The organism is Corallococcus sp. AB032C (genome assembly GCF_003668935.1).
In the GTDB taxonomy this organism is placed as follows: Bacteria; Myxococcota; Myxococcia; order Myxococcales; family Myxococcaceae; genus Corallococcus; species Corallococcus exiguus.
The window spans coordinates 15,967-38,524 of sequence record NZ_RAWP01000099.1; the positions used below are offsets into that span (position 1 = coordinate 15,967).

The following is a 22,558-nucleotide window of genomic DNA, read 5'->3' on the forward strand; positions in this document are numbered from 1 at the left end:
GCCGTCTTCCAGCGCATCGGAAGGCGGCCCTCGTGTTTCTAGCGGGCCTGCGCGGGCTCCACGTGGACCACCACGTCCACCACCTGCGGATAGGCGCCTTGCAGCGTCTCCTCCACCTTGTCGGCCACTTCGTGGGCCTGCGCGGTGGTGAGCTGCGGGTCGACTTCAATCTTCAGGTCCACGTAGACGCTCTCCTCCATGCCCCGGCTGCGCACGTCGCGGCAGGAGCGCACGCCGGACACCGCCAGCGTGTGCTGGGACACCTGCGCCGGGTCCAGGCGCGCGGTGTCGGAGAGGATGCCCACCGCCTGCCGGACGATGCCGTAGGCCACCCACGCGACGAAGACCATCACGGCCAGCGCCACCAGTCCGTCCGCGCGCGGGAAGCCCATCGCCACCAGGCCAATGGAGATGAGCACGGCGATGGTCACGAACACGTCCGACAGCGTGTGCTGCGCGTCCGCGAGCAGCAGCGAGCTCTTGTACTTCTGCCCGTAGTGCCGCTCCACGCGGGTGACGGCCAGATTGATGAACAGCGTGGCGACCATCACCGCCGCCATCGTCACCGACACCGTGGGGTGCTTGTCGTGCAGGAGCGAGTCGAACGCCATGCGCCCCAGCTCCAGCATGCCCACGCCAATCATCGCGCCGATGCCCAGCGACGCGAGCGCCTCGAACTTGCCGTGACCGTAGGGGTGGTCCGCGTCCGCCGGCTGCGACGCGACCCCCATGGCCACCAGGCCCAGCACGTTGGAGCCGCCGTCGATGAACGAATGCAACCCGTCCGCTGTCACCGACGCGGACTGGGCCATGAGGCCAAAGGCGAGCTTGGCCACGGCCACGACCCAGTTGGCCACGAGGATGGCCAAGAGGACGAAGCGGACCTTCCGGTTGCGCTCCTGGAGCGCGGCGCCACGGTCGACGAGAGAGGCTTCCACGGCGGGGCAGGGTAGTGCCCTGCGCCGTCCACCGCGAGGCCTCCGTGGGTCCTACTGTCGGAACAGCCGCATCCGGGGGCCGCCGCCCATCTCCAGGAAGAAGCCGAACTGGAAGCGCACCGTCGCGTCCTGACTCAGCAGGCCGGACGGCGGGTTGGGGAAGGGCTGCGCGCGCTTGAAGGACGCCACGGCCTCCATGTCCAGGAAGTCCAGGCCGCTGCTCTTCTCCACCTGGATGTCCTTCACCGCGCCGCGCTCGTCCAGGGTGATGGTCAGCAGCGTCTGGCGGTCGCGCCCGGAGTAGATGTTCCCCGTCGGGTCGCGCATGCGCAGCTGCTCGTTGGGGTTCCAGTGCATGCCCACGCTCTGCTTCACGCGGTTGAAGAAGCTGGCGTACTTCCACTCGCGCGTGTTGAGGAAGGTGCCGTCGCCTTCCTCCTGGTCCCGGAGCATGTCGTTGGGCGCCGCGCCCACCACCTTGTCCATGGCCGCCTGCGACGGCATCAGCGTGGCCAGGCCCGGGGAACCCACCCGGCCCGTGGAGCCCTCCTGCTCGCTTTCCTCGCCCTGGCCGGGCTGGATGCGCAGGCGCTTGGCGTTGCCTTGCGTGGCGTCGCTCTCCGACTGGTTCTTCACCGCCATGCCCGGGCCGCGCTCGCGCGGATCCGTCTTCATGGCGATCTCCTGCTTGCGGCGCGTCTCCGGCATCTCGAAGACGGGCTTCTTGCCACCCTGGGACTGGGCCCGGTCGTCCGCGCCCGTGCCGTTGTTGCCGGACACGCGGGGGGGCTGCACCTGGTCCTGCGCCGCGCCCTCCTGCTTCTGGGGAGCGGTCTTCTGGGGCATGGCGTTGCGGTAGAAGGCCGTCTGGTCGCGCGCGCGCGTCTCCTTCTCCGTCGTGTTGTTGTGCTCGGCCAGGTACTTCGCGTCCGGGGACTGCTGATCATTCCCCGGCGCCACGTCCACCACCTGGCCCTGGGGCTTCGTCTCGTCCGGCTTCTTCTCTTCCTTCGGCTCGCGCTTCTCCGTGGGGCGGGGCTTCGTCTGCTGCGGCGTCACCGCCCCCCGGTTCTTCGCCCACTGGTCCGACGTGAGCGGCCTCACCGCCACGGACGTGGGCCGGGCGGGGCGCTTCTCATGGGGGAAGTTCGCCTGCACGGCCGACACCAGGAGCACGAAGCCCACGAAGGCGACCTGGGCCAGGAGCGCCAGGATGCCCGCCACCAGGTAGCGCAAGGGCCCACGCTGCTTCCGCGCGCGCCGCTGACGCCAGTCTGTCGAGGAACCCGTGCCCACGGCCTGATGATAAACCTCCGGACCGCTTCTACAGTCCCGAACGTGCGGCCCGTAACACCCGGGACATGGAAGAGATTCGCGAGCGCGTGCGTTGGTGCGTTCGAATTGTCCGCTTCATCTCAGTAGATGGGGGCGACCTCCGCCCCGTTGAAGTAGAAGCGAAGGATCTCCGGATAGCTCTGCCCGGCCTCCGCCCGGCCGATGGCGCCTGTCTGACACATGCCCACGCCGTGGCCCCAGCCGCCGCCCCGGAACAGCCATCCGGTGGGCCGGCCCTCGGCGTCCCGCTCGGCCTCCACGGTGGCCATGCTGCTGTTGAGCATCCCGAAGAGCCGCCGGATGTTCAGCTCCCCGCGCACCTGGGTGGCGCCCTTCGTCCCTGACACGGTGAGCAGCCGGGCGCGCCCGGACACCCCGCGCTCGGACAGGGCGAGCCCCTGGATGGACCCCACGCCCAGCTTCTCCGTGAGCGCGTCCACCTGGTTTTGCGTGAAGCGCTTCTCCCACCGGAACTTCGTGGGCTGCGCGAAGCTGGACAGCTTGCACGCGGCGGGCACGTCCGACGTCGCCAGCCACGCCTTGAGGTTGGACGGGCCGGGGACGTCCGGCGCGGGCTCCAGCAGGTCCGGCCGCCCGCGCAGGCTCGGGTCCGGCGGGCCGCCCCACACCACGTCGTTGTCCTCGGTGTGGCCGCCGCACACGGCGCTGTAGACGGAGTCCACCAGCCGGCCCTCCTGGCTGAAGAGGGCCTGGCCCCGGGTCGCCTCCACCGCGGCGGTGGTGCTGGCCGCCTCGCCCGTGCGGCCCCGGTACACCGCGCAGTGCTGCTCCGAGCAGAGGAGGTACGGATCCGCCAGGTGCTTGATGCCCACCTTCGCCAGCACCTCGCCGCGCGCGGTGACGGCCTGGGCCTTGAGCGCCTCCGGGTGCGCGCGCGCGAAGATTTCGGACGGCACCAGCCCCTTGAGCAGGTCCTCCAGGCCCACCACGTTCACCACCGCGAGCTTGCCGCCGCGGTCCACCGCGAACTGGAGCGCGCCGCGGAAGCTGCGGTCCTCGAAGGCGTGGAAGTCGTAGCCCACGCCGTACTCCACCTGGCGCACGTCGAAGCCGGTGCCGTCCGGCGTCTCCGCGTCCAGCCTGTCTTGCGCCAGGCCCACCACGGCGTCGTTCTCGTCCTTCAGCTCCAGGATGGCGCGGGACGGCTTGCGGACCTCCTCGAAGAGCGTGGTGCGCAGGCCGTAGCGGCGCAGCAGCTCCGCCTGCTGTTTCGCCGCGGCCTCGGGCGTCAGCGCCTCTTCCCCCAGGAGGAGGTAGCGCCGGTTGTCGATGACCTTCCCCGCGATGCCGTACACGGAGCCCAGTGTGTGCGTGCGCACCGCGAGCCCTCGCGCGCGCCACGTCTCCTGCGCCTCCGCGAGCCCCGCCTTGTCCGCGAAACGGAACTCGCCCAACTGCACCCGCGCGCTCCATTGGGCCGGTTCGCCCTGCGTCACCCGCACCGTCCAGCGCGAGCCCGCGGGCGCGTCCAGCACCTTGTCTCCCGGTCCGCCGAAGCGCAGCCGCATCCGTGCTCGCGGCGAGAACGTCACGACCTCGCGTCCCTCCATCAGCTTGATGGGGAGGCGCGGCTCGCCGTTGCGGAAGTCCAGGCGCTTCAGGTCCTGCGGCCCGGGCAGACCCGACGTGAGCGGATCCTCCAGGCCACTCGGAGCGGGGGGCTTCACGCCCGCGTCAGCGGGCTTCGTGGGGACGGAGACCTCCGGCTCGCCCAGGCCCCGGGTGCTCGGAGCAGGTGAGGGCGCCGGCGTGGCGCAGGAGGCGAGCAGCAGGGCGGTCAGGAGCAGGACGGCTTTGGACACGGCGGCGGCACCGTAGCCGCCATGGGGCCGAGCGTCACGGTTCTCCCTCCCGCTGCGGCGCGTCTCGCCCTGGATGACCGGCAGTGAATAGAACGCCCAACGCCGTGCGTTGCCCCTGCTCATGCAAATTCTTGGAGGCAACGGCTTGAAGACGCGACACACCCTGGTGGCCTCCCTGGCTGCCTGCACCCTGGCTCTTGGGCTGACCGCTTGTGGCGGCGGCGGTGGCTCTGGCGGAGGCACTGGCGGTTCGTCGGGCGCCGGTACCCAGGCACCCGCGACGAACACGGGGACCCCCAAGGTCGAGAAGACTCCCTCCGCTCCGGGCAAGGCGCCCCCCATCGGCGTGCAGCCGGTGGAGAACACGCCCGCCGCGCAGATGCCAGAGCATGCGGACCACACGCCCATCGCGGAGCCTGGTCCCCAGCCCGCCGTCAGTGCCCAGGCGATGCAGGAGACCCCCGCCACCACGCCCGCCCATGACTGGGTGGTGTCGCCCAACGGCGACGACGGCGCCCAGGGCACAGAGGCCGCGCCGCTGAAGACCATCGCCATGGCGGTGAGCAAGGCCGGCCCCGGCGACCGCATCCGCGTGCTCGCGGGCACCTACGCCGAGCGCGTGGTGCTGGGCGACAACACCAAGGCCGGCACGCCCGAGGCGAAGATCACCCTCCAGGGCGAGGGCCGTCCCAAGCTCACCCCGGGCAGCGGCTCTGGCGCGGCGGTGCAGGTGCGCCGCGCGAACTGGGTCATCGACGGGTTCGACATCGACGTGGAGGGACAGCCCATCTTCGGCGTCACCTTCGAGGGCGACGTGCAGGGCACGGTGCTGGCCAACTCGGAGCTGCACAACGGCACGGGCGGCGCGGGCGTCACCCTGTTCAACAACGCCAAGGGCCCCACCATCGAGAACAACAACATCCACGACTTCGTGCGCACCACCGGCAACAAGGACTCGCACGGCATCGTGATGCAGCCCGCGTCCTACGACGCGACGGTGCGCAACAACGACATCCACGACGTGTCCGGTGACTCCGTGCAGTGCCTGGGGCCCGAGGGCTTCAGCGACCTGCCGCCCGCCACCGGCCTGCTGGTGGAGAACAACCACCTCTTCAACAACCGGGAGAACGCCGTGGACATCAAGACGTGCCACGACGTCATCATCCGCAACAACCGGATGCACCACTTCGTGGCGTCCGACACGGCCAAGGGCGAGGCGCTCGTCATCCACTACTCCGCCAACAACGTGCTGGTGGAGGACAACGAGCTGTATGACGCCTCCAAGGGCATCGCCGTGGGCGGCAACCACGAGGGCCCCGTGCCCCAGGCCGTCGTCGTGCGCCGCAACCGCGTGCACGACATCACCGACGCGGGCGGCGGCGAAGGCACCGCCATCCGCCTGGAGAACTCCAAGGGCGCCGTGGTGGTGAACAACACCATCACCCGCGCCAAGGCCGGCATCATCCTGGGCCACGGCACGGGCGGCCCCACGGAGTCGCTGCGCGTGGAGAACAACATCGTGGACGCGCCCGTCAGCGTGGACGTGGGCGGCCAGGCCCCCGGCCTCCAGATGAGCAACAACCTCTATCCTTCCGGCGCGCAGTTCAAGACCAACGGCCAGCTCCAGGCCCTGGACGCCTTCAAGGCCGCCGCGAAGGACACCACCTCCAACGGCGGTGACGTGACGGTGTCGGACACCTTCGCCCCGTCCGCCTCCGCCCAGGACAAGGGACAGGACGAGGGCCAGCCCTTCTGCGGCGCGGCCCCGGACATCGGCGCGGTGGAAATGGGCTGCTAGGCCCCACCCGGGAAAGCACCCCCGGAAAAGCAGAAGGCCCGATGCGGAGACTTCCGCATCGGGCCTTTTGTCTTATGAGGCGCCACCCGGATTCGAACCGGGGAATGAAGGTTTTGCAGACCTTTGCCTTACCACTTGGCTATGGCGCCGCAGCGATTGGGGCCGGGGTTATACGCAGCCCGGCAGGAGCCGGTCAAGGAAGCAACACCATCCAGCCCCGCTTCTCGTCCCGCTACGATACGGCGCGGGGTGTCAGGCCCTGACAAGTGAGGGATCACACGATGCTGCACGGCCATGGCGTCTTCCAAGAGGAGCACGAAGCCTTCCGCCGCACTGTCCGGGCGGTGGTGGACAAGGAGCTGCGCCCGTTCGCGGCGGAGTGGGAGGCCCGGGAGGAGTTCCCCCGGGAGATCTTCATGCGCTTCGGTGAGCTGGGCTTCCTGGGCCTGAAGTACCCGGAGGCCTACGGGGGCACGGCGGCCGGGGAGCTGTACGAGGCGGTGCTCCTGGAGGAGCTGGGCCGCTGCGGCTCCGGCGGCGTGGCCGCGGGGCTGGGCGGGCAGTTCACCATCGCCACCGGTCCCCTGCACCTGTTCGGCACGGAGGCCCAGAAGCAGCGCTGGCTGGCCCCCGCAATCCGGGGGGAGAAGATTGGCGCCCTGGGCATCACCGAACCGGACGCCGGCTCGGACGTGGCGGGGCTGCGCACCACCGCCCGCCGCGACGGCGACCACTTCGTCGTCAACGGCTCCAAGACGTACATCACCAACGGGGTGCGGGCGGACTTCGTGGTGCTGGCGGTGAAGACCGACCCGTCGCGAGGCCACAAGGGCCTGTCCATGCTGGTGGCGGAGCGGGGCACGCCGGGCTTCAGCGTGGGACGCAAGCTCCAAAAGGTGGGCTGGCGCGCGTCCGACACGGCGGAGCTCTTCTTCGAGGACTGCCGCGTGCCCGCGGAGAACCTGCTGGGCGTGGAGGGGCAGGGGTTCTCGCAGATCATGGGCAACTTCCAGTGGGAGCGCCTGTCGCTCGCGCTGGGCGCGGTGGGCGCCATGGACGACATGCTGGAGACGGTGCTCGAGCACGTGAAGCAGCGCCGCGCCTTCAATCAGACGCTGGCCGGCTTCCAGGTGGTGCGCCACAAACTGGCGGACCTGCACACCGCCCGGGAATGCGCGCGGCAGCTCACCTACCACGCGCTGCGCCTGCACGTGGCCGGCGAGTACGCCGTCGCGCAGACCTCCATGGCCAAGAAGGTCGCCACGGAGACCTGCTGCCGCGTGGCCGACGAGTGCCTCCAGCTCCACGGCGGCGCGGGCTACATGATGGAGTACGACATCCAGCGCCACTGGCGCGACGCGCGGCTGGGGCCCATCGGCGGCGGCACCAGTGAGGTGATGAACGAAATCATCGCGAAGCAACTGGGCCTCTGAGCCCGCGGGCCTTCCGGGAAGCAGGCGGGCGGACAGGCGGGAAGAGGGGAAAAAGCCCTCCGGTTCATGTTCGATGGAGTCTGTCGCCTCGGGGAGGTCCCGGTGGAGCCCAGCATCATTTGCGAGGAGCTGTTCATGCGTCTGGGGGACGAGGAGGTGCTCGTCCTGGATTGCCGCGACGCGATGGACTGGGAGCGGTTCGAGATCCACATCCCCGGCGCGCTGCGCATGACGGCCTCGGAGATTGCCCGGGACCTGGCGATGCTGCCGGACGACGAGCTCATCGTCCTGTGCGGCACCACCCAGGACTGCGCGGACATCCGCCGCATCTGCCGCGTGTTGCGCCTGAGGGGGCGCAACGCCGTGTGTCTCGCCGGCGGGCTCCACGCCTGGGTGACGGGGGGCTACCCCACGGAGCGCCACGCACGCGCCCCCTCCCACGCCCACCGTTGAGCGGCGGATGCAGCGCGTCGTGAAACGGTGTAAGGAGCGCCCTGCCTCCCCCACCGGAGATCCCCCACGATGGCCAAGCTTCGCGCCGTACTCATTGGCGCCACCGGACTCGCGGGCCAGCAGTTCATCGCTGCCCTCAAGGACCACCCGTTCATCGAGCTGACCGGGCTCGCCGCTTCGCCGCGCTCCGCTGGAAAATCGTACGCGGACGCCCTGCGCGCCTCCAACGGCATGCTGGCCTGGTTCGTCCCGGAGCCTCTCCCTGAGTCCATCGCCCGCATGACCGTGGTCAGCGGCGACGCCGTCCAGGCGAAGGACTACGACATCGCCTTCTCCGCCGTGGAGGCGGACGTCGCCCGTGAAATCGAGCCGCGCCTGGCCCGGGACATCCCTGTGTTCTCCGCCGCGAGCGCCTTCCGCTACGACGCGGACGTGCCCCTGCTCCTCCCCCCCGTGAACGCCGCCCACGCCCCGCTCATCAACGAGCAGCGCAGGCTGCGCGGGTGGAAGGGCTTCATCGTCCCCATCCCCAACTGCACCACCACCGGCCTGGCCGTGACGCTGGCCCCCCTGGCCGAGCGCTTCGGCGTGAAGGCCGTGCTGATGACCAGCCTCCAGGCCATGTCCGGCGCCGGACGTTCGCCCGGCGTCATCGGCCTGGACATCCTCGACAACGTCGTGCCCTACATCCCCAAGGAGGAGCACAAGGTCGAGGTGGAGACGAAGAAGATCCTCGGGGGGCTCAACCCCGCGGGCGCTTCGCTCACCCCGCACGACGTGCGCGTCTCCTGCACCTGCACCCGCGTCGCCGTCCTGGAAGGCCACACCGAGTCCGTCTTCGTGTCGCTCGGGAAGAAGGCCACCGTGGCGGAGGTCGCCCAGGCGATGCGCGAGTGGCAGGGCGCTCAGGTGGCGAAGGACCTTCCGTCCGCTCCGCCCCGGTGGATTGAAGTGCTGGACGACCCGTTCCGCCCCCAGCCCCGCATGGACCGGGACACCCACGGCGGCATGGCCACCACGGTGGGCCGCATCCGCGAGGACGGTGTGCTGGAGAACGGCTTCAAGTACGTGCTCGTCTCCCACAACACGAAGATGGGAGCCGCAAAGGGCGCCATCCTCGTCGCGGAGTTGCTGCGGGCGCAGGGCTTGCTGGGCTGACCGGGGAAGCGGGCCGGGCTGGTACCTAAATTCAGGGTGCCAACACTGGCCGCAACCATCTACTGTGCGCGGCCACGGACGCGCGGAATTCCGCACAGAGGAGACATCCACATGGCCTACGTCGTCGCCGAGCCTTGCATCAAGTGCAAGTACACCGACTGTGTCGAGGTGTGCCCGGTCAACTGCTTCTACGAGGGCGCGAACTTCCTCGTGATCCACCCGGACGAGTGCATCGACTGTGGCGCTTGCGAGCCCGTCTGCCCGACCAAGGCGATCTTCCCCGAGACCGAGCTGCCCTCGGAGTGGTCGGAGTACAAGAAGCTCAACACCGACTTCGCCTCCAAGTGGCCCAACATCGCGGAGAAGAAGGCAGCCCTGCCCGAAGCCGAGGAGTACAAGGACAAGAAGGGCAAGCGCGCGGAGCTGAACCCCGCCGGCGGGAAGTAGCCGCGGGCCGAATCGCCCGAGCGCGCCCGTCGTGATGCAGGCCCTCGCGCCCCCTGGCGTGAGGGCCTTCGTCGTTCCTGGAGTCTGGCCGGGGAAGGGCATCGTCGGACGTTCACCCCGCCTGGAGGACGCTGAGCCGCAGCCCCCGGGCCTCCAGCGCGTCGCGCAGCCGCGCCACGTCCTCGGTGGGAACGGGCCCATGGCGGCCCTGGATGCGCAGCGCCACCTCCCGGGGCCCCGTGCGCTCCACCTCCACGGTGGCCTCCAGCGAACCGCGCAGGCTGAGGCCCAGCGCCGGCCGCTGGGACTTCACGAAGACCTCGATCTTCTCGATGAGCGCCAGGGTGGACTCGACCTGCGCGACGGGAGGGCTGGCCGGTGCGGCACTCTCCGTGGTTCCACTCGCCGCGCGAGCACCTTCGGGCGTGGAGCCGCGCGACAGGCTCTCCGCGGAACGGTCGTCACGCGTGGGAGAGGGGAGGGGACACGGCGCCGGACGGGGTTCCGCGCGGAAGGAGCGCTCCACCTCGCGGGCCAGCAACTCCGTCACACGATGGGAGGCCTGCGTGCCGCCGTCCGCGAGCGCCTCCTGGCGCACCGACCCCAGCCGCTGCACCTCCACGTGCATGCCCTGCCGGGCCTGGCGGAGCGTCTCCGGGCTTCCCAGAGCGCTGCGCGTCGTCGAGAGGAGGGTCCCCGCCGCACGGACGCCGGGAAGCGCCGGAGTGGCCCGTGTTGCTGGCTCCTGTCCACCAGTACGGAGGAGGCCGGGCTTCGGAAGGGTCCCAGGAGCCACCGGTTCGCGGCGGGCCCCGGGACGAGGTGGGGTGTCAGGCCTTCCGGAGGTCCGCTGGAGGACCTGTTTGAACGCGTCCTTCTCCGGGGGGGCCTTTTCGTTTCCGGAAGGGACGTCCTGACCTTCGACCTTCATGGCATGCCTCGCACGCAAGGGATGCGCGGGCATGAGCAGCGGCCGTGCCAGTCAGGCGGGGCGCGCTCCCGGGAGGAGGGCGCGGAAGGAGGCGGCACGGCAGGGGTGCCGCCCCCGGGATGGGCGTGCGGAACGCGAGACGGCGCGCTTCAGCGCTTGCCACCGAAGCCGCCCGGCTGCACGGGCGCGGTGCCCGTCAGGTCGTTGAACGCGAGCGGACAGGCCGCCACGGCGTTGGGATCCGCGAGCGCGGGATTCTGGGCCCAGTCGCGGTCCTGGAAGAGGTACGCGTCGCGCACCTCCAGCTCCTTGAGCTGCTTGCGGTACTCCCAGAAGCGGCCGCGCAGGAGCACGCGCGCTCCCTTCGGCAGCTGCGTCAGCGACGTGTACTGGTCGTCCTTCAGCCGCGCCGTGATGTTGATGGAGGGCCGCACCTTGGGCTTGCCGTAGGTGAGCCCGGACAGCAGGCCGTCATTGCCCGGATCCGGCAGGTAGAAGACGAGCCGGGCCACCAGCGCGGGGGGCTCCGGGGGAGGGCCCTTCTTGCTCTTCTTCTTGGGCTTCTCCAGCTTCGCGTCGATGAACTCCAGCCCCCCGAAGGCCACCTCCTTGTCGAGGTAGTCGTCGCGGAACTTCGCGTCCGCCACGCTGGCCGCGGTGGTGTTGGCCTTGAGGACCTCCGTGTCGTAGCGCTCCAGCATCGCGGGCAGCGTGAAGAAGAAGCTGTCCACGGGCTTCACGCCATCCGCGATGAAGCGCAGCTTGCTCAGGTCCAGCGGCGGGTAGTACGGCGCGAGCGCCACCGCCGTCTGCATCCACTCCGGCGGCAGCTGCTTGTCGATGAGCACCCGGCGCATCATCGACACCAGGAACATGTTGGCGGGGAAGCGCGGCGTGGACAGCTGCGTCCCCAGCACCTGGATCAACACGGGGTCCAGGTAGAAGTTCTCGTCGCGCTTGTGCAGGTACGGCGCGGACTCGCCCACGATGGTGAGCAGCGCGCCCACGAGCTGCGCGCAGTTCGCGTCGCTCGTCCCCTGCACCAGGGCCTGGTTGACGCGGGAGCGGAGGAACCGCTTGTCCATGTCCGCTTCGCGGAACACGGGCGGCTCTCCCGTTCCGAAAAAGAACTCTTTCTGGGCGAGCGCGGGCGTCGACAGCAGGCCCAGGGACAGGGCGAAGAGGGCACGGGTACGCATTGGCCTGAACCCTACCACGCCCTCCCCGGGATGCTCCTCCTCCGCTCCGCCCGCCCCTGCGTGGAGTGGACCCCGCCGGAACTCCCGACGTGAGGGGGCAATTGCAACCGGATGACCCGATACGGCGGGGCTTTCGCGACAAACCCTTTCACGGGCAGGCGGCAGGAGACGGGCCGACCGCGCGGAGGGCATGGGCGGGCCGGCAGGCGGTGGTTTTTTCCGCCTGTTGGCGGCGCGGGCTTTTGTGTACCTTGCCCTCAGCCATGCCGACGCCTCCCGAGACCTCCCCGGCACCCGTCACCGTCGCCCACATCAAGGACGAGGCGGAGCTCATGCAGGCCCTCGCCATCCGTGAGGTGGTGTTCATCGAGGAGCAGCACGTGCCCGAGGGCATCGAGCGCGACGCCGAGGACGCCCTCGCCTACCACGTCATCGCTTACCAGGGCGGCCACGCCATCGGCACCGGCCGGCTGGTGAAGCTGCCGGATCCCCCCGCCGGGCAGGCCGGAACGTGGGGCCAGATTGGCCGCATGGCGGTGCTCCAGGCTCACCGCAAGGCCCGAGTGGGTTCGCTGCTCCTCACGTCGTTGGAGGAGGAGGCGCGCCGCCGCAACGTGAGCGGCATCATGTTGCACGCCCAGCTCTACGCGCTCGACTTCTACAAGAAGCACGGCTACCAGCCCGTCGGCGCCGTCTTCGACGAGGCCGGCATCGACCACCTGGAGATGCACAAGCGGCTGTAGTCCCGCGTCGCTCGCTTCAGCGCCTCGGAGGACGGGGTGCGGGCGGCTCGGCGTGGCGCGGATCCTCTGGCCACGAGTGCCGGGGGTACTTGCGGCACAGCTCCTTGCGGATCGCCGGGTAGTGACGCTCCCAGAAGCCCGCCAGGTCGGTGGTCACCTGCACGGCGCGCATGTTGGGAGCCAGCAGGTGCAGCACCAGCGGCACGCGGCCCGCGCCCACGCTGGGCCCCTGCGCCATCCCGAAGAAGTCCTGCAGCCGTGACTCCACCCAGGGTGGCTTGTTGGGCTCGTAGTGCACCTTCACGCCGCGCCCGCCGGGCAGGGTGACGCGCTCGGGGGTGTGGTTCGCCAGCAGACGCTGCTGCTCGGAGGTGAGGCGCGCGTAGAGCGCGTCCAGCAGCGACACGCCCTCCAGGTCGGAGAAGCTGCGTGCGCCCACGCACAGGGACGCCAGCGCGTCGCGCATGAAGCCCGCGTCCACGGTGGGGAAGCCCGTTTCGGGGAACGCCTTTCCCAGGAGCTCCACGCGGGTGCGCCACTGCTCCAGCGCCTCGGGTTCCGCGAAGCGCTCCGGGCCCGCGGCCAGGGCCGCCTCGGCCAGCACGCGCGCGGCCTCCTCGGACGGGGGCGCGGGAGTGCGCGTCTCCTCCAGCATGAGGTTGCCGTAGGCCAGCCGGGTGAGGCGCTCCACGCGGCGCGAGTCCGCGTTCCACTGGAGGGTGTCCACCTCCTCCAGCGCGTCCGGGTAGAGGTCCAGCAGCCACTCGGCCTCCACGGTGCTGGCGAGCCGCACGACGGCGCCGCGGCCGGGGCGCTCCTCCGCGTCCACGGCGACCATCAGCTCCGCGTCCTGGACGACGCTGAACTCGGACAGGCTGGTGGTGCCGCCGCCGAACATGAGCAGCTCCGGGGAGCGGGGCCGCCGCCTGCGGGCCACGCGATCCGGGTAGCCCGCGAGCACGCTGAGCATCAGCGCCTGCTCCACGTCCTCGGGGCGGCCGGGGCGGGAGCCCTGGTCCCGCACCGTGCGGCGCAGCTGCTTCTGCACGCGCTCCACGGACTGCACCGCGCCCGCGTCCAGTGACAGCGACTGCATGCGGCCGGAGGCGAAGCCCGAACGGCCGGCCTCGCGGAAGCGCTCCAGGAGCTCCAGCAGGTCGGAAGGCCCGCTGACGAGCGCGGACGCACGGCCCCCGCCGCCCAGGTTGGCGCGAGCCTCGCGTCGGATGTCGCGTTCGCCCATGAGGGCCGCGAGCACGGCGGCATCACCGCCCACGCCCCGGCGTTCGCCCTCGACGATGACGCGCGCCTGGCGAGGGTGGACGGGGAAGCGCAGGAGCCGCTGGCCCACGTCCGTGACCTGGCCCTTCGCGTCCACCGCGCCCAGGCGGCGCAGCAGCGTCTCCGCGGCCTCCAGGGCCGGGGAGGGGGGCGGCTCGAAGAACGGGAACGCCGTCAGGTCCTTCACGCCCGATGCGCGCAGCGAGAGCACCGTTTCGGCCAGGTCGGTGCGGCGGATCTCCGGGGCCTCCTGATCAGGCCGGCCGTCGAAGTCGTGCTGGGTGTAGAGGCGCACGCAGTGCCCGGCGCGCGTGCGGCCCGCGCGACCGGCGCGCTGGACGGCGGAGGCCCGGCTCACCTTGCCCAGCTTGAGCTGCGGCAGACCGGACCAGGGCGAGTGGGACGCCACGCGAGCAAGCCCGCTGTCGATGACGACCGCGACGCCGTCGATGGTGACCGACGTCTCCGCGACGTTGGTGGACAGGATGATCTTCCGGCGTGAGCTGCGGCGCACGGCGCGGTCCTGTTCCGCGGGAGAGAGGTCGCCGTGGAGCGGGAGCACGTCGGCGTCATGGCGCTCGGCGAACTCCGCGCAGGTGTCGCGCGCGCGGCGGATCTCCCCGGCCCCAGGAAGGAACACGAGCACGTCCCCGTCGACGCCCTGGGTGAACAGGCGCTTGAGCGCGGAGAGCACCTGTTGATCCAGGTGCCGCTCATCCGGGGCGGCAAGGTATTCGACGCTGACGTCGAAGCGGCGGCCCTCGGAGCGCAGGGAAGGGGCGCCGCCCAGATACGCGCGGACGGGCTCGGCCTCCAGGGTCGCCGACATCACCACGAGCTTGAGGTCCGGGCGAGCCGTCTCCTGTAGCCGCCGCAGGAGCGCGAGCGAGATGTCCGCGGACAGATGCCGCTCATGGAACTCATCGAGCACGACGATGCCCACGTCGCGCAGGGTGGGGTCGGTGAGCAGGCGGCGCCCGAGCACGCCTTCGGTGACGAAGGACATGCGCGTCTTGGGGCCGCGGACGTCCTCGAAGCGGACCTGGTAGCCGACGGTCTCGCCCACGCGTTCGCCAATCTCCTCGGACACGCGCTGCGCGGCGAGCCGGGTGGGCAGCCGCCGGGGCTGGAGGACGACGATCTCCTTGCCCGCGCCCAGCCCGGCCTCCAGCAGCGCGCGGGGAACACGGGTCGTCTTGCCCGCGCCAGGGGGCGCCTCCAGCACGAGCGACCGCGAGCTCCGGAGCGTGGAGACGATGTCGGGCAGGAGTACATCGATGGGAAGGGCGACGTCCGCCATGTCCGGGTTCCTCTTCACGGCGGGGGACTCACCGCGCGTCGGGTCTCAAGGCGTGCCAGCCTCGGACGGGTCGGTCTTCTTGCGTCGCTTGGGGCGCACGGCCTCCGGAGCACCGGAAGCGGTGGCATCCGAAGGAGCGTCGGTCTGGGTAGTCTCGGCAGCCGGAGCGGCGTTCTTCGGAGGCCGGCCCCGCCGTGCGGGACGCGCCGCGACGGGAGCCTCCGGAGCGACGGGTTCGGAAGCAGCGGTGACCTCCTCGGATCCACTGTCCGAAGCCTCGGCCTCGGAGCCGCCAGCCTCCGCCACGGTCTCCTCGAGGGGCGCCGGAGCCTCCGACTCGTCGGGAGCCGCTTCCATCGATTCGTCCCCGGAATCCTCCTCGAACGCCTCCTCCTGGCCGGCGTCGCCCTCCTCTCCGAAGAGGTCCGAAGCACCGTCCTCGGCGGAGAGCGCGAGCGACTTGCCCGCGCGCTTCCGGGGCTTGAGGGTGAGGCCCGCGGCCTCGAAGACACCGGGTACGGGAACGAGCGCGGCCTCGGCGAGCAGCCGCCCCTGCCGCAGCGCCACGTCCAGGCGCCGTCCCAGCGACACCAGCGCCTCGCGCAGGGCCGCCTCCTGATCCGGGGGCAGGGGAGTGGGGGACAGGCTCGCGGTCCACGCGGCGAACGTCGCGGCGACCTGATCCACGACGGGGCGGACCATGGCGAAGTCGTCGCGGGAGAAGATGCGGGTGACGTAGGCGCTCTTGAACCGCCGCTCGTACGACGTGGCGTACTCGTTGACCAGCTCCACGGGCGCCCGGCGCAGCTGCGGGAACTTGAGGTGGGGGAAGAGGGCCTCGATGACGGGAGCGCGGCTGCTGGCGGTGAAGGTGATACCGGCGTGCAGCTTCTCCAGCGCATCCACCCAGCGGCCCTGCTGATCGAACGAGAACTCCTCGCGGGCCTCGTCGAGCTCCGGCAGGTCCTTCACCTGTTCCAGCAGACCGCCCGCGGGCTCACGGGCCTCGCGCAGGCGCTCCAGCGCGGAGGCCAGCCATTGCTTCTCGGCCTCCAACCCCGGCCTGCCGATGACCATCTCCTCCGCCGTGGCGAGTCGGGCCTCGAAGGCCTCGGCGAAGCGGATCAGCTCATAGGATTCGAGCGTGGACGACATGCGTGGACGACTCCTCGGAGGGGCGGCGGAGATACCACACCTTCACCGTCCGACGAGCAGGGCCTCCATGGCTTCAGGGGTGGAGAAATCAGCGAAGGCCCACTCGGCGCCGGCGTCGCGCAACGCCTGGGGCGTGAAGTTGCCCGTGCCCACGCCAATCGTCTCCGCGCCAATGCCCTTGGCGGCCGCGACGTCCTTCGGCGTGTCGCCGATGATCACCACCCGGCACTCCTCCAGCGGCTGACCCAGCTGCGCCGCTCCGGCCTGGGCGCCGTGACGGATGAGCGCCACGCGGTCCTCGAAGTCGCAGCCAAAACCGCCGAAGGCGAACTGGTCGTGGATGCTCACGCGGTCCAGCTTCACCTTGGCGCCCGCGCGCACGTTGCCGGTGCCCAGGCCCACCGCGAAGCCCGACCGCGAGCGAGCCTCCGTCACGGCCTCGCGCATGCCCGGATGCAGCCGGTACTCGCGCGCATCGACCTTGGGAACCTCCAGTCCCAGGTGGGCGACGTACGCGTTGATGACCGCGCTGATGGTGTCCTCGGTGTCGGACTGGCCGATGACGCCCAGGCCCTTACGGACGATGGCCCGGTCCGTCATGCCGGACATGCTGAAGCCGTCGCACGCGTCGCGCCGCCGATGGAGCTGCTCGAAGGCCAGGCCCATGGCGCGGCGGCCTGCACCGCCGGTGGTGACGAGGGTGCCATCGATATCGAAAAGAAGGACGGTGGGGCGCATGGCCTCCCATCTAACGGAAGGTCCCGCCCGACGCGAGCCCCGAGCAGCCCACCAGGGCGGCCGCCACCACCATGCCCGGCGCCCGGCTCAAGGCTCCGCGAGCGTGAGGCCCTGCTGGAGCGCTTCACGCACCTGGGGAACGTCCTCCAGGGGGAGCCGCTCCTCCAGCACCTCGCGCACCCGCTGACCGCCCAGCCGGCCAAGCGCCTGGGCGACGGCCTCACGCAGCCGCAGGTCGCGGTCCTCCAGCCGGGCCTGTAGCGTCTTCACGGCCTCGAACCCCAGCCGCTGGCCCAGCGCGGCCGCGGCTTGTGAGCGGACATCCGAAGGCCGGTGCGGATCCTCCAGCATCGCCTGGAGTGTCTGGCCCGCCTCGGGCGACTCCACGCGAGCCAGCGCCGTCACGGCCCGCATCCGCTGCGCATCCGGAACGCTCGTGTCCTCCGCCAGCGCCGCGAGCACGGGCACGACCTCCGGCCCGAACCTGCGCCACGCCGTCTCGGGCGCCACGGAAGGTTGTGAGAGCAAGCCCAGGGCCTCCGTGCGCAGCGGTCCGGGAACAGCGGCAGGGGGCACGGTAGCCGCGGTCGGGGCCTTCGCGCCGGCGGGAGCCGCTTCGGACACGGGCCCCACGCCCGCGAGCACGGCGAGACCCGCCAGTGCCACCCATCGCGAGGAGGCGGAACGGGACGGGACCAGCGAGGGACGAACACCGCGGGGGCGGGACGGCTGGCTCGGCATGCGGAGCTCCCGGTGGGGAAGGGGAGCCCCGTTATACGACGGCTGCCGGTCCGGACTCGATAACGCTAAGGTCGGTCCACCATGGCCGGACGCGTCTTCTTCTTCCTCCAGCACGCCACGTACGAGCCCGCCTATCAGGCGGCCTCCATGGGCATCACCGCCGCCGCGATGGGCGACGACGTCTACTTCGTCTTCGCCTTCGAGGCCCTGCGCCAGCTGGTCCGCGGCGGCTTCGGCCTGGCGCACAGCGAGCGGGAGCGCACCGAGGCGGCCCGGGCCGAAGGGCTCAATGTCCCCACCCCGGCCCGCATGCTGGAGGAGGCGCGCGCCCTGGGCGCGAAGCTCGTGGCCTGCGACACCACGGTGCGCATCTGTGGTCTGTCGCCCCAGGAACTGCACGGCACGCTGGACGAGGTCATGGGCCTGGCCTCCATCTGGAGGCTGACCGACGGCGCGCGCGTCCTCACGCTCTGATCGGACCCCCGAGCCGATCCCCTCCCTCCGGAAGGAGGCGGATGTCCGACAGGGGAACCGGACTCGCCCTCGCGGATCGCCTGTCGTTGCAACTTGGCAGCATTACCTGAATGGAACCTGCCTGCCGCGCGTCGCTGTAGCCTCGGTGGGCGTCCACGCGTTACGCTGGGGCATTCGCAGTTCGTTGTTCCCCCCTGGAAGGAATCCTCAAAGCCTATGCGCGCCAAGTCGACCCCCCTGAGCGCACTGCTGGCCGGCACGCTCGGTGTTGCCGTGATGGCCGGCTGTCAGACGTATGACTTCGAGCCGGTGGATCCGCTCGCGATCGCCCAGACGACCGTGGAGTCGGTGATCACCGCCCGCAGGAGCAAGCCGGACGTGATGCTCCTCGTGGACATCTCTGGCTCCATGACAAAGCCGGTCAACAAGGACCTGGTCGTCAACGGCACGCGCGTGTGTGACTTCCAAGCCGAAGACGGCAAGTTCTACATGTGTGAGGAGAACAATCCCTGCGACACCTCGAAGTGCCCCACGCGCTGGTCGGAGCTCCAGGGCGCCATGGGCCCGTTCCTCGCGGAGAGCGGCAAGCTGGTCCGTTTCGGCCTGACGACCTACCCGGAGCCTCCTCCCGTCAAGCCACCGCCGCAGACGACGACCGTGCCCGAACTGTGCGCACCTGCCACCGCCGCCGCTGGCAGTCTGAGCATCCGCGCCAGTGTTCCGTTCGAACTGGATTCAGACACGGAGCTCCAGGACTACGCGAGCCTGGTCAATGACAAGCTTCAGGGTATCCCCAATGGCGGCGCTGGCCGGCCCCGGGGCGGTACGCCGACGAGCGCGAGCCTGGAGTTCGTCGGCACGCAGCTGCGGGCCAACTCCGAAGATCGCGATCAGATCATCATCCTGCTGACCGACGGTCTTCCCAACTGCAACGACAAGAACGAATACGATGGAACCAGCGCGGAGTGCCGCTGCACGCTCGAAACGCCGTCGCAGTGCACGGACAAGCAGAGCCCGTACTTCCAGCGCGGCTGCCTCGACAAGAACGCCTCCGTGAGGGCGGTGTCGGCGCTCAAGGCGAACATGATCTCCACCATCGTCATCGGCTTCGGCGCTGAGACGTCGGCGGGTGACGGCCCCAGCGTCCTCAACGAGATGGCGCGCGCGGGTGGCTACGCACGTGACTGCAAGGCCAGCATCGACTGCGGCGCGGGGGACACCTGCGACGTCAACACCGGCCTTTGCGGCCGCTCCTTCTACCAGGCGGGCAATCGCGAGGAACTGGCGGCCGCGCTGAAGTCGATCAGCGAGGCGATCCAGCCGGGCGAGCCGTGCTTCACCGAGCTCCAACCGAGCCAGCTGCCCTCCGATGAGAAGCTCATCGTCGTCTACATCAACGGCGAGCGCACGCTCGCGGGCCCCGACACCTGGTCGCTGGACCTGTCGGTTCCCGAGAAGCCGGGCGTGCGGTTCACGGGCAGCGCCTGCGCGAAGCTGGAGTCGTCGCGTCCGGAGGACCCCGTCAGCGTCGAAGTCCGCGCCATCCGCCAGCTCTAGGCGGCAGGCAGGCGGAGGCGGCTTTACGCGGGCGGAGGCGAGGATTATAGGGTCCTCGCCGGGCCGGTCGCCTCCGCCATGAAAATCACTGTCCTCTCGCGCTCCGCTTCCATCTCGTCCACGCGGCGAATTGTCGAAGCAGGCCGCGCGAGAGGACACCGGGTCCGCGTGCTCAACCCGCTCCGGGTGCAGATGCATCTGGACGGGGGCAGCCAGGCGACCCTGTTCTACGACCGCAAGAAGCTCACGCCCACCGACGTCGTCATCCCGCGTATCGCCCTGTCCATCAGCACCTACGGGCTCGCGGTGGTGAACCAGTTCGGTCTGGCGCGCGTGCCCTTGGTGAACCACGCCCAGGCCATCGCGCAGTCGCGCAACAAGATGCGCGCGCTCCAGCTCCTGTCCGCCCACGGCATCGACATCCCCGCCACGGTGATGGCCCGGGACGCGGCCCACCTGAAGGAGATGGTCGGCCTGGTGGGCGGGGTGCCCGTGCTGGTGAAGCTCCTCCAGGGCCAGGAGAAGCACGGCGTGATGGTCTGCGAAAGCCTCCAGTCGCTGGAGGCCGCGCTCGAGGCGGTGCTCGGTCTGGGGCACAACCTCGTCATGCAGGAGTACGTGCGGAGCACCGGCCAGGACGTGCGCGTGCTCGTGGTGGGCGGTGAGGCCATCGCCGGAGTGCTGCGCAAGCCGCGCCCCGGGCGCCTCTCGCACACGCTGAACCGGGGCGCCCGCCTGGAAGCCCTGCCACTGTCCCCCAGCCATCGCGCCATGGCGGAGAAGGTCGCCCGGCTGGTGGGCCTGGAGGTGGCCGCGGTGGACATCCTGGACGTCCAGGGACACCCCAAGGTCTTCGAAGTGAACAGCTCGCCCGCGCTCCTGGAGATGGAGGCCGCGACGGGCCTGGACCTGGCCACGCCCATCATCCAGCGGGCGGAGGCCCTCGTCGCCGGCGCTGTCCCCGTCTGGACCGCCGCGCTGGAGACGCCCCAGGCCCTGCCCCCGCCGTCGCCGGGGCGCAAGGGCGCCGTGAAGGTGAACGCGCCGCGGAGTTAGAAGAGAAAGCGCTCCCCGCGCGTCCGAAGCCCCGGTATACGAACGCCGCCTTCCTGGAGACACCCATGCCCAGCACCCGCCGCCTCCCGACCCTGGCCCCCCTGCTGCTGACGCTCGTCGGCGCGCCGGTGCTTGCCCAGGACGTGGACCCCGCCACCCTCTACGAAGTCACCACCGAGGGGACGTCGACGCAGGTGAAGGCCGGAGGGCAGGGCACGTTCGTGCTCGCCATCAAGTCGAAGCCCGGCGCCCACGTCTCCGACGAGGCCCCGCTGAAGCTGGAGCTGACGGGCAAGCAGCTGACACCCGCCCTGAAGACGCTGACCCGTGAACAGTCGGTGGCGAAGAAGGCGGACGGCCAGCAGTTCGTGGATCCGCGCTTCGAGGTCCCCTTCACCGCGGTGTCCGCCGGCAAGGGCACGCTGGACGCGACGCTGACCTTCTTCATCTGCACGGAGAAGATCTGCGCCCGTCAGAAGAAGACCTTCTCGCTGCCCGTGGAGGTCCAGTAGCCCCCATGCGAGAGCGCTCCCCCAAGCCTTCCAGTGGTGAACGCGGCGGCCACGAAGCCCCGCGCTACGTCCATGGCGTCAACCCCGTGCTGGAGGCCCTGCGCGCCCACCCAGACGCGGTGGAGCGCCTCTTCATCGTCGACGGGCAGGTCGGCGCCAAGGCCGCGGGCGAGCTGCTCAGCCGCGCGCGTGACGCGGGCGTCCGGGTAGAGAAGGTCGGCCGGGAACGGCTGACCTCCATGGCCGAGGGCGGCGTGCACCAGGGCGTCGTCGCCGAGCTGCGCGGCTTCCAGTACGTCGAACTGGAGGACGTGCTGGAAGTGGCGAAGGCCAAGAAGCAGCCCGCGCTCGTCGTCGTGCTCGACGGCATCCAGGATCCGCACAACCTGGGCGCCATCATCCGCTCGGCCCATGCACTCGGGGCCCACGGCGTCGTCCTGGCCAAGGACCGCGCCGTACAGGTGACCGGCACGGTGGCCAAGGCCTCCGCGGGCGCCGTCGAGTACTGCCCCATCGCGCGCGTCACCAACATCTCCCGCGCCTTGGAGCAGTTGAAGGAAGCGGGCCTCTGGGTCGCGGCAGCGGACGTGGAAGGCGCCGAGCCTCTGTGGAGCGCCCGTCTGGACGGGCCCCTGGCGTTGGTGGTGGGGGCCGAGGGGGCTGGCGTGAGGGAAGGCGTCCTCAGGCACTGCGACTTCCGCCTCCGGATTCCCATGGGCGGTCAGGTCGGTTCATTGAATGCGTCGGTTTCCGCCGCGATTCTGCTATACGAGGTCGCCCGACAGCGGGGTCGGCCTTCCCGCTGACGACCCCGGATCAATCTCCTTGACTTGGAGAGTGGGGGCTTTTAAAAGGTCGCGCCGCTCAAGCCGCTGCCAGGGGTTGACGGTCCGCTCGGGATGAGGTAGGGCGGGGCAGTTGCTGGATGGATGCCGGTGTAGCTCAGTCGGTAGAGCAACTGATTTGTAATCAGTAGGTCGCGGGTTCAAATCCCGCCGCCGGCCAGGTAGGACGGGCCGCGGATAAGGGCCCGGGACGCAGCAAGATGAGGTAGAGAGCAGCACGACAAGCGAATATCTGGAGAGATGCCCGAGCGGCCAAAGGGAGCAGACTGTAAATCTGCCGGCTCAACGCCTACGGTGGTTCGAATCCACCTCTCTCCACTCGGCAATGCGGGAATAGCTCAGTTGGTAGAGCGTCAGCCTTCCAAGCTGAATGTCGTGGGTTCGAATCCCATTTCCCGCTCCAACCGTTGTAGTGAATCGCCAAGCCCTGATAGCTCAGTTGGCAGAGCGCGTCCTTGGTAAGGACGAGGTCACCAGTTCAATCCTGGTTCAGGGCTCCATTTTTCGAGGAGTGTCATGTCCAAGGAAAAGTTCGATCGCAGCCTGCCCCACGTGAACATCGGAACGATTGGGCACGTGGACCACGGCAAGACGTCGCTGACGGCGGCCATCACGAAGGTGCTGGCGAAGTCCGGTGGCGC

General features: G+C 70.1%; 21 protein-coding genes and 5 tRNA genes. 16 read left to right on the forward strand and 10 right to left on the reverse strand.

Annotation, left to right across the window (positions count from 1 at the left end):
- Positions 1–38 precede the first annotated feature (38 nt).
- The 3 genes from D7X99_RS32585 to D7X99_RS32595 form a co-directional block, all read right to left on the reverse strand.
- Entirely contained in the window at positions 39–938 is a 900-nt protein-coding gene (locus tag D7X99_RS32585; RefSeq protein WP_121781149.1) for a cation diffusion facilitator family transporter, read from the reverse strand.
- Between the two features lie 51 nt (positions 939–989).
- Positions 990–2,234: an energy transducer TonB gene (locus D7X99_RS32590; RefSeq protein ID WP_120596831.1), complete on the reverse strand. Its 1,245-nt coding sequence runs from the start codon at positions 2,232–2,234 to the stop codon at positions 990–992.
- Between the two features lie 119 nt (positions 2,235–2,353).
- Positions 2,354–4,219, reverse strand: a complete 1,866-nt coding sequence (locus D7X99_RS32595) for a SpoIID/LytB domain-containing protein (RefSeq protein WP_211484005.1) — start codon at positions 4,217–4,219, stop codon at positions 2,354–2,356.
- Between D7X99_RS32595 and D7X99_RS32600 the strand changes: the two genes are divergently transcribed.
- A complete protein-coding gene (locus tag D7X99_RS32600) occupies positions 4,218–5,894 on the forward strand; it encodes a nitrous oxide reductase family maturation protein NosD (protein WP_121781150.1) in 1,677 nt (558 codons plus the stop codon). The genes D7X99_RS32595 and D7X99_RS32600 overlap by 2 nt on opposite strands.
- Before the next feature lie 77 nt (positions 5,895–5,971).
- Here the strand turns inward: D7X99_RS32600 and D7X99_RS32605 are convergent.
- Positions 5,972–6,043: transfer RNA gene (locus D7X99_RS32605), tRNA-Cys, on the reverse strand.
- A gap of 132 nt (positions 6,044–6,175) precedes the next feature.
- Between D7X99_RS32605 and D7X99_RS32610 the strand changes: the two genes are divergently transcribed.
- The 4 genes from D7X99_RS32610 (at position 6,176) to fdxA (ending at position 9,385) form a co-directional block, all read left to right on the forward strand.
- The gene (locus D7X99_RS32610; protein WP_121781151.1) at positions 6,176–7,327 is read left to right on the forward strand and encodes an acyl-CoA dehydrogenase family protein; all 1,152 of its coding nucleotides are present in this window, start codon (positions 6,176–6,178) and stop codon (positions 7,325–7,327) included.
- Between the two features lie 102 nt (positions 7,328–7,429).
- Complete coding sequence (locus D7X99_RS32615; RefSeq protein WP_169821069.1) at positions 7,430–7,780, forward strand: rhodanese-like domain-containing protein; 351 nt, start codon at positions 7,430–7,432, stop codon at positions 7,778–7,780.
- 69 nt (positions 7,781–7,849) lie between these two features.
- Positions 7,850–8,938: an aspartate-semialdehyde dehydrogenase gene (gene asd, locus D7X99_RS32620; protein WP_121781153.1), complete on the forward strand. Its 1,089-nt coding sequence runs from the start codon at positions 7,850–7,852 to the stop codon at positions 8,936–8,938.
- Positions 8,939–9,049: 111 nt separating this feature from the next.
- Positions 9,050–9,385, forward strand: coding sequence for a ferredoxin FdxA (gene fdxA, locus D7X99_RS32625; RefSeq protein ID WP_120566041.1), 336 nt, complete (start codon positions 9,050–9,052; stop codon positions 9,383–9,385).
- A gap of 112 nt (positions 9,386–9,497) precedes the next feature.
- Here fdxA and D7X99_RS43980 read toward each other — a convergent pair whose 3' ends face one another.
- Entirely contained in the window at positions 9,498–10,013 is a 516-nt protein-coding gene (locus tag D7X99_RS43980; protein ID WP_233613888.1) for a hypothetical protein, read from the reverse strand.
- 452 nt (positions 10,014–10,465) lie between these two features.
- A complete protein-coding gene (locus D7X99_RS32635; RefSeq protein ID WP_121781155.1) occupies positions 10,466–11,515 on the reverse strand; it encodes a hypothetical protein in 1,050 nt (349 codons plus the stop codon).
- A 263-nt stretch (positions 11,516–11,778) separates the two neighbouring features.
- Here D7X99_RS32635 and D7X99_RS32640 point away from each other — a divergent pair, with 263 nt between their 5' ends.
- A complete protein-coding gene (locus D7X99_RS32640) occupies positions 11,779–12,258 on the forward strand; it encodes a GNAT family N-acetyltransferase (RefSeq protein ID WP_121781156.1) in 480 nt (159 codons plus the stop codon).
- A 16-nt stretch (positions 12,259–12,274) separates the two neighbouring features.
- Here the strand turns inward: D7X99_RS32640 and hrpB are convergent, their stop codons facing one another.
- The 4 genes from hrpB to D7X99_RS32660 all read right to left on the reverse strand — a co-directional run bounded on the left by hrpB (position 12,275) and on the right by D7X99_RS32660 (position 17,398).
- Positions 12,275–14,839, reverse strand: coding sequence for an ATP-dependent helicase HrpB (gene hrpB / locus D7X99_RS32645; protein WP_121781157.1), 2,565 nt, complete (start codon positions 14,837–14,839; stop codon positions 12,275–12,277).
- Between the two features lie 45 nt (positions 14,840–14,884).
- Positions 14,885–15,994 (reverse strand): hypothetical protein, encoded by a 1,110-nt coding sequence (locus D7X99_RS32650; protein WP_121781158.1) that lies wholly within the window; start codon positions 15,992–15,994, stop codon positions 14,885–14,887.
- Positions 15,995–16,036: 42 nt separating this feature from the next.
- Positions 16,037–16,732 carry an HAD family hydrolase gene (locus D7X99_RS32655; protein ID WP_121781159.1) on the reverse strand — a complete coding sequence of 232 codons (696 nt, stop codon included), beginning with the start codon at positions 16,730–16,732 and terminating at the stop codon, positions 16,037–16,039.
- An 87-nt stretch (positions 16,733–16,819) separates the two neighbouring features.
- Complete coding sequence (locus D7X99_RS32660) at positions 16,820–17,398, reverse strand: HEAT repeat domain-containing protein (RefSeq protein ID WP_233613891.1); 579 nt, start codon at positions 17,396–17,398, stop codon at positions 16,820–16,822.
- A 156-nt stretch (positions 17,399–17,554) separates the two neighbouring features.
- Between D7X99_RS32660 and D7X99_RS32665 the strand changes: the two genes are divergently transcribed.
- The 10 genes from D7X99_RS32665 to D7X99_RS32710 all read left to right on the forward strand — a co-directional run.
- Positions 17,555–17,947, forward strand: a complete 393-nt coding sequence (locus D7X99_RS32665) for a DsrE family protein (RefSeq protein ID WP_120587537.1) — start codon at positions 17,555–17,557, stop codon at positions 17,945–17,947.
- Positions 17,948–18,163: 216 nt separating this feature from the next.
- Positions 18,164–19,504 (forward strand): adventurous gliding motility lipoprotein CglB, encoded by a 1,341-nt coding sequence (cglB, locus tag D7X99_RS32670; RefSeq protein WP_121781161.1) that lies wholly within the window; start codon positions 18,164–18,166, stop codon positions 19,502–19,504.
- 78 nt (positions 19,505–19,582) lie between these two features.
- On the forward strand, positions 19,583–20,560 hold the full coding sequence (locus D7X99_RS32675; RefSeq protein ID WP_120577414.1) for a RimK family alpha-L-glutamate ligase: 978 nt from the start codon (positions 19,583–19,585) through the stop codon (positions 20,558–20,560).
- Between the two features lie 65 nt (positions 20,561–20,625).
- Positions 20,626–21,072, forward strand: a complete 447-nt coding sequence (locus tag D7X99_RS32680) for a hypothetical protein (RefSeq protein ID WP_199756390.1) — start codon at positions 20,626–20,628, stop codon at positions 21,070–21,072.
- A 5-nt stretch (positions 21,073–21,077) separates the two neighbouring features.
- The gene (gene rlmB, locus D7X99_RS32685; protein WP_121781163.1) at positions 21,078–21,878 is read left to right on the forward strand and encodes a 23S rRNA (guanosine(2251)-2'-O)-methyltransferase RlmB; all 801 of its coding nucleotides are present in this window, start codon (positions 21,078–21,080) and stop codon (positions 21,876–21,878) included.
- 125 nt (positions 21,879–22,003) lie between these two features.
- Positions 22,004–22,076, forward strand: a tRNA-Thr gene (locus D7X99_RS32690).
- 75 nt (positions 22,077–22,151) lie between these two features.
- Positions 22,152–22,235 (forward strand) — tRNA-Tyr (locus D7X99_RS32695).
- A 9-nt stretch (positions 22,236–22,244) separates the two neighbouring features.
- Positions 22,245–22,320, forward strand: a tRNA-Gly gene (locus D7X99_RS32700).
- 21 nt (positions 22,321–22,341) lie between these two features.
- A tRNA-Thr gene (locus D7X99_RS32705) sits at positions 22,342–22,417 on the forward strand.
- Between the two features lie 16 nt (positions 22,418–22,433).
- Positions 22,434–22,558 (forward strand): GTP-binding protein (locus D7X99_RS32710; protein WP_233601620.1); only part of this gene is annotated, 125 nt, incomplete at its 3' end.

Bases quoted from the DNA above. Each gene is read 5' to 3' on its own strand.
- D7X99_RS32650 (WP_121781158.1), bottom strand. From the start codon at position 15,994: ATGTCGTCCACGCTCGAATCCTATGAGCTGATCCGCTTCGCCGAGGCC.
- fdxA (WP_120566041.1), top strand. From the start codon at position 9,050: ATGGCCTACGTCGTCGCCGAGCCTTGCATCAAGTGCAAGTACACCGAC.
- D7X99_RS32665 (WP_120587537.1), top strand. From the start codon at position 17,555: ATGGCCGGACGCGTCTTCTTCTTCCTCCAGCACGCCACGTACGAGCCC.
- rlmB (WP_121781163.1), top strand. From the start codon at position 21,078: ATGCGAGAGCGCTCCCCCAAGCCTTCCAGTGGTGAACGCGGCGGCCAC.
- hrpB (WP_121781157.1), bottom strand. From the start codon at position 14,839: ATGGCGGACGTCGCCCTTCCCATCGATGTACTCCTGCCCGACATCGTC.
- D7X99_RS32680 (WP_199756390.1), top strand. From the start codon at position 20,626: ATGCCCAGCACCCGCCGCCTCCCGACCCTGGCCCCCCTGCTGCTGACG.
- D7X99_RS32635 (WP_121781155.1), bottom strand. From the start codon at position 11,515: ATGCGTACCCGTGCCCTCTTCGCCCTGTCCCTGGGCCTGCTGTCGACG.
- D7X99_RS32675 (WP_120577414.1), top strand. From the start codon at position 19,583: ATGAAAATCACTGTCCTCTCGCGCTCCGCTTCCATCTCGTCCACGCGG.
- asd (WP_121781153.1), top strand. From the start codon at position 7,850: ATGGCCAAGCTTCGCGCCGTACTCATTGGCGCCACCGGACTCGCGGGC.
- D7X99_RS32600 (WP_121781150.1), top strand. From the start codon at position 4,218: ATGCAAATTCTTGGAGGCAACGGCTTGAAGACGCGACACACCCTGGTG.
- D7X99_RS43980 (WP_233613888.1), bottom strand. From the start codon at position 10,013: ATGCACGTGGAGGTGCAGCGGCTGGGGTCGGTGCGCCAGGAGGCGCTC.
- D7X99_RS32655 (WP_121781159.1), bottom strand. From the start codon at position 16,732: ATGCGCCCCACCGTCCTTCTTTTCGATATCGATGGCACCCTCGTCACC.
- cglB (WP_121781161.1), top strand. From the start codon at position 18,164: ATGCGCGCCAAGTCGACCCCCCTGAGCGCACTGCTGGCCGGCACGCTC.
- D7X99_RS32640 (WP_121781156.1), top strand. From the start codon at position 11,779: ATGCCGACGCCTCCCGAGACCTCCCCGGCACCCGTCACCGTCGCCCAC.
- D7X99_RS32595 (WP_211484005.1), bottom strand. From the start codon at position 4,219: ATGAGCAGGGGCAACGCACGGCGTTGGGCGTTCTATTCACTGCCGGTC.
- D7X99_RS32610 (WP_121781151.1), top strand. From the start codon at position 6,176: ATGCTGCACGGCCATGGCGTCTTCCAAGAGGAGCACGAAGCCTTCCGC.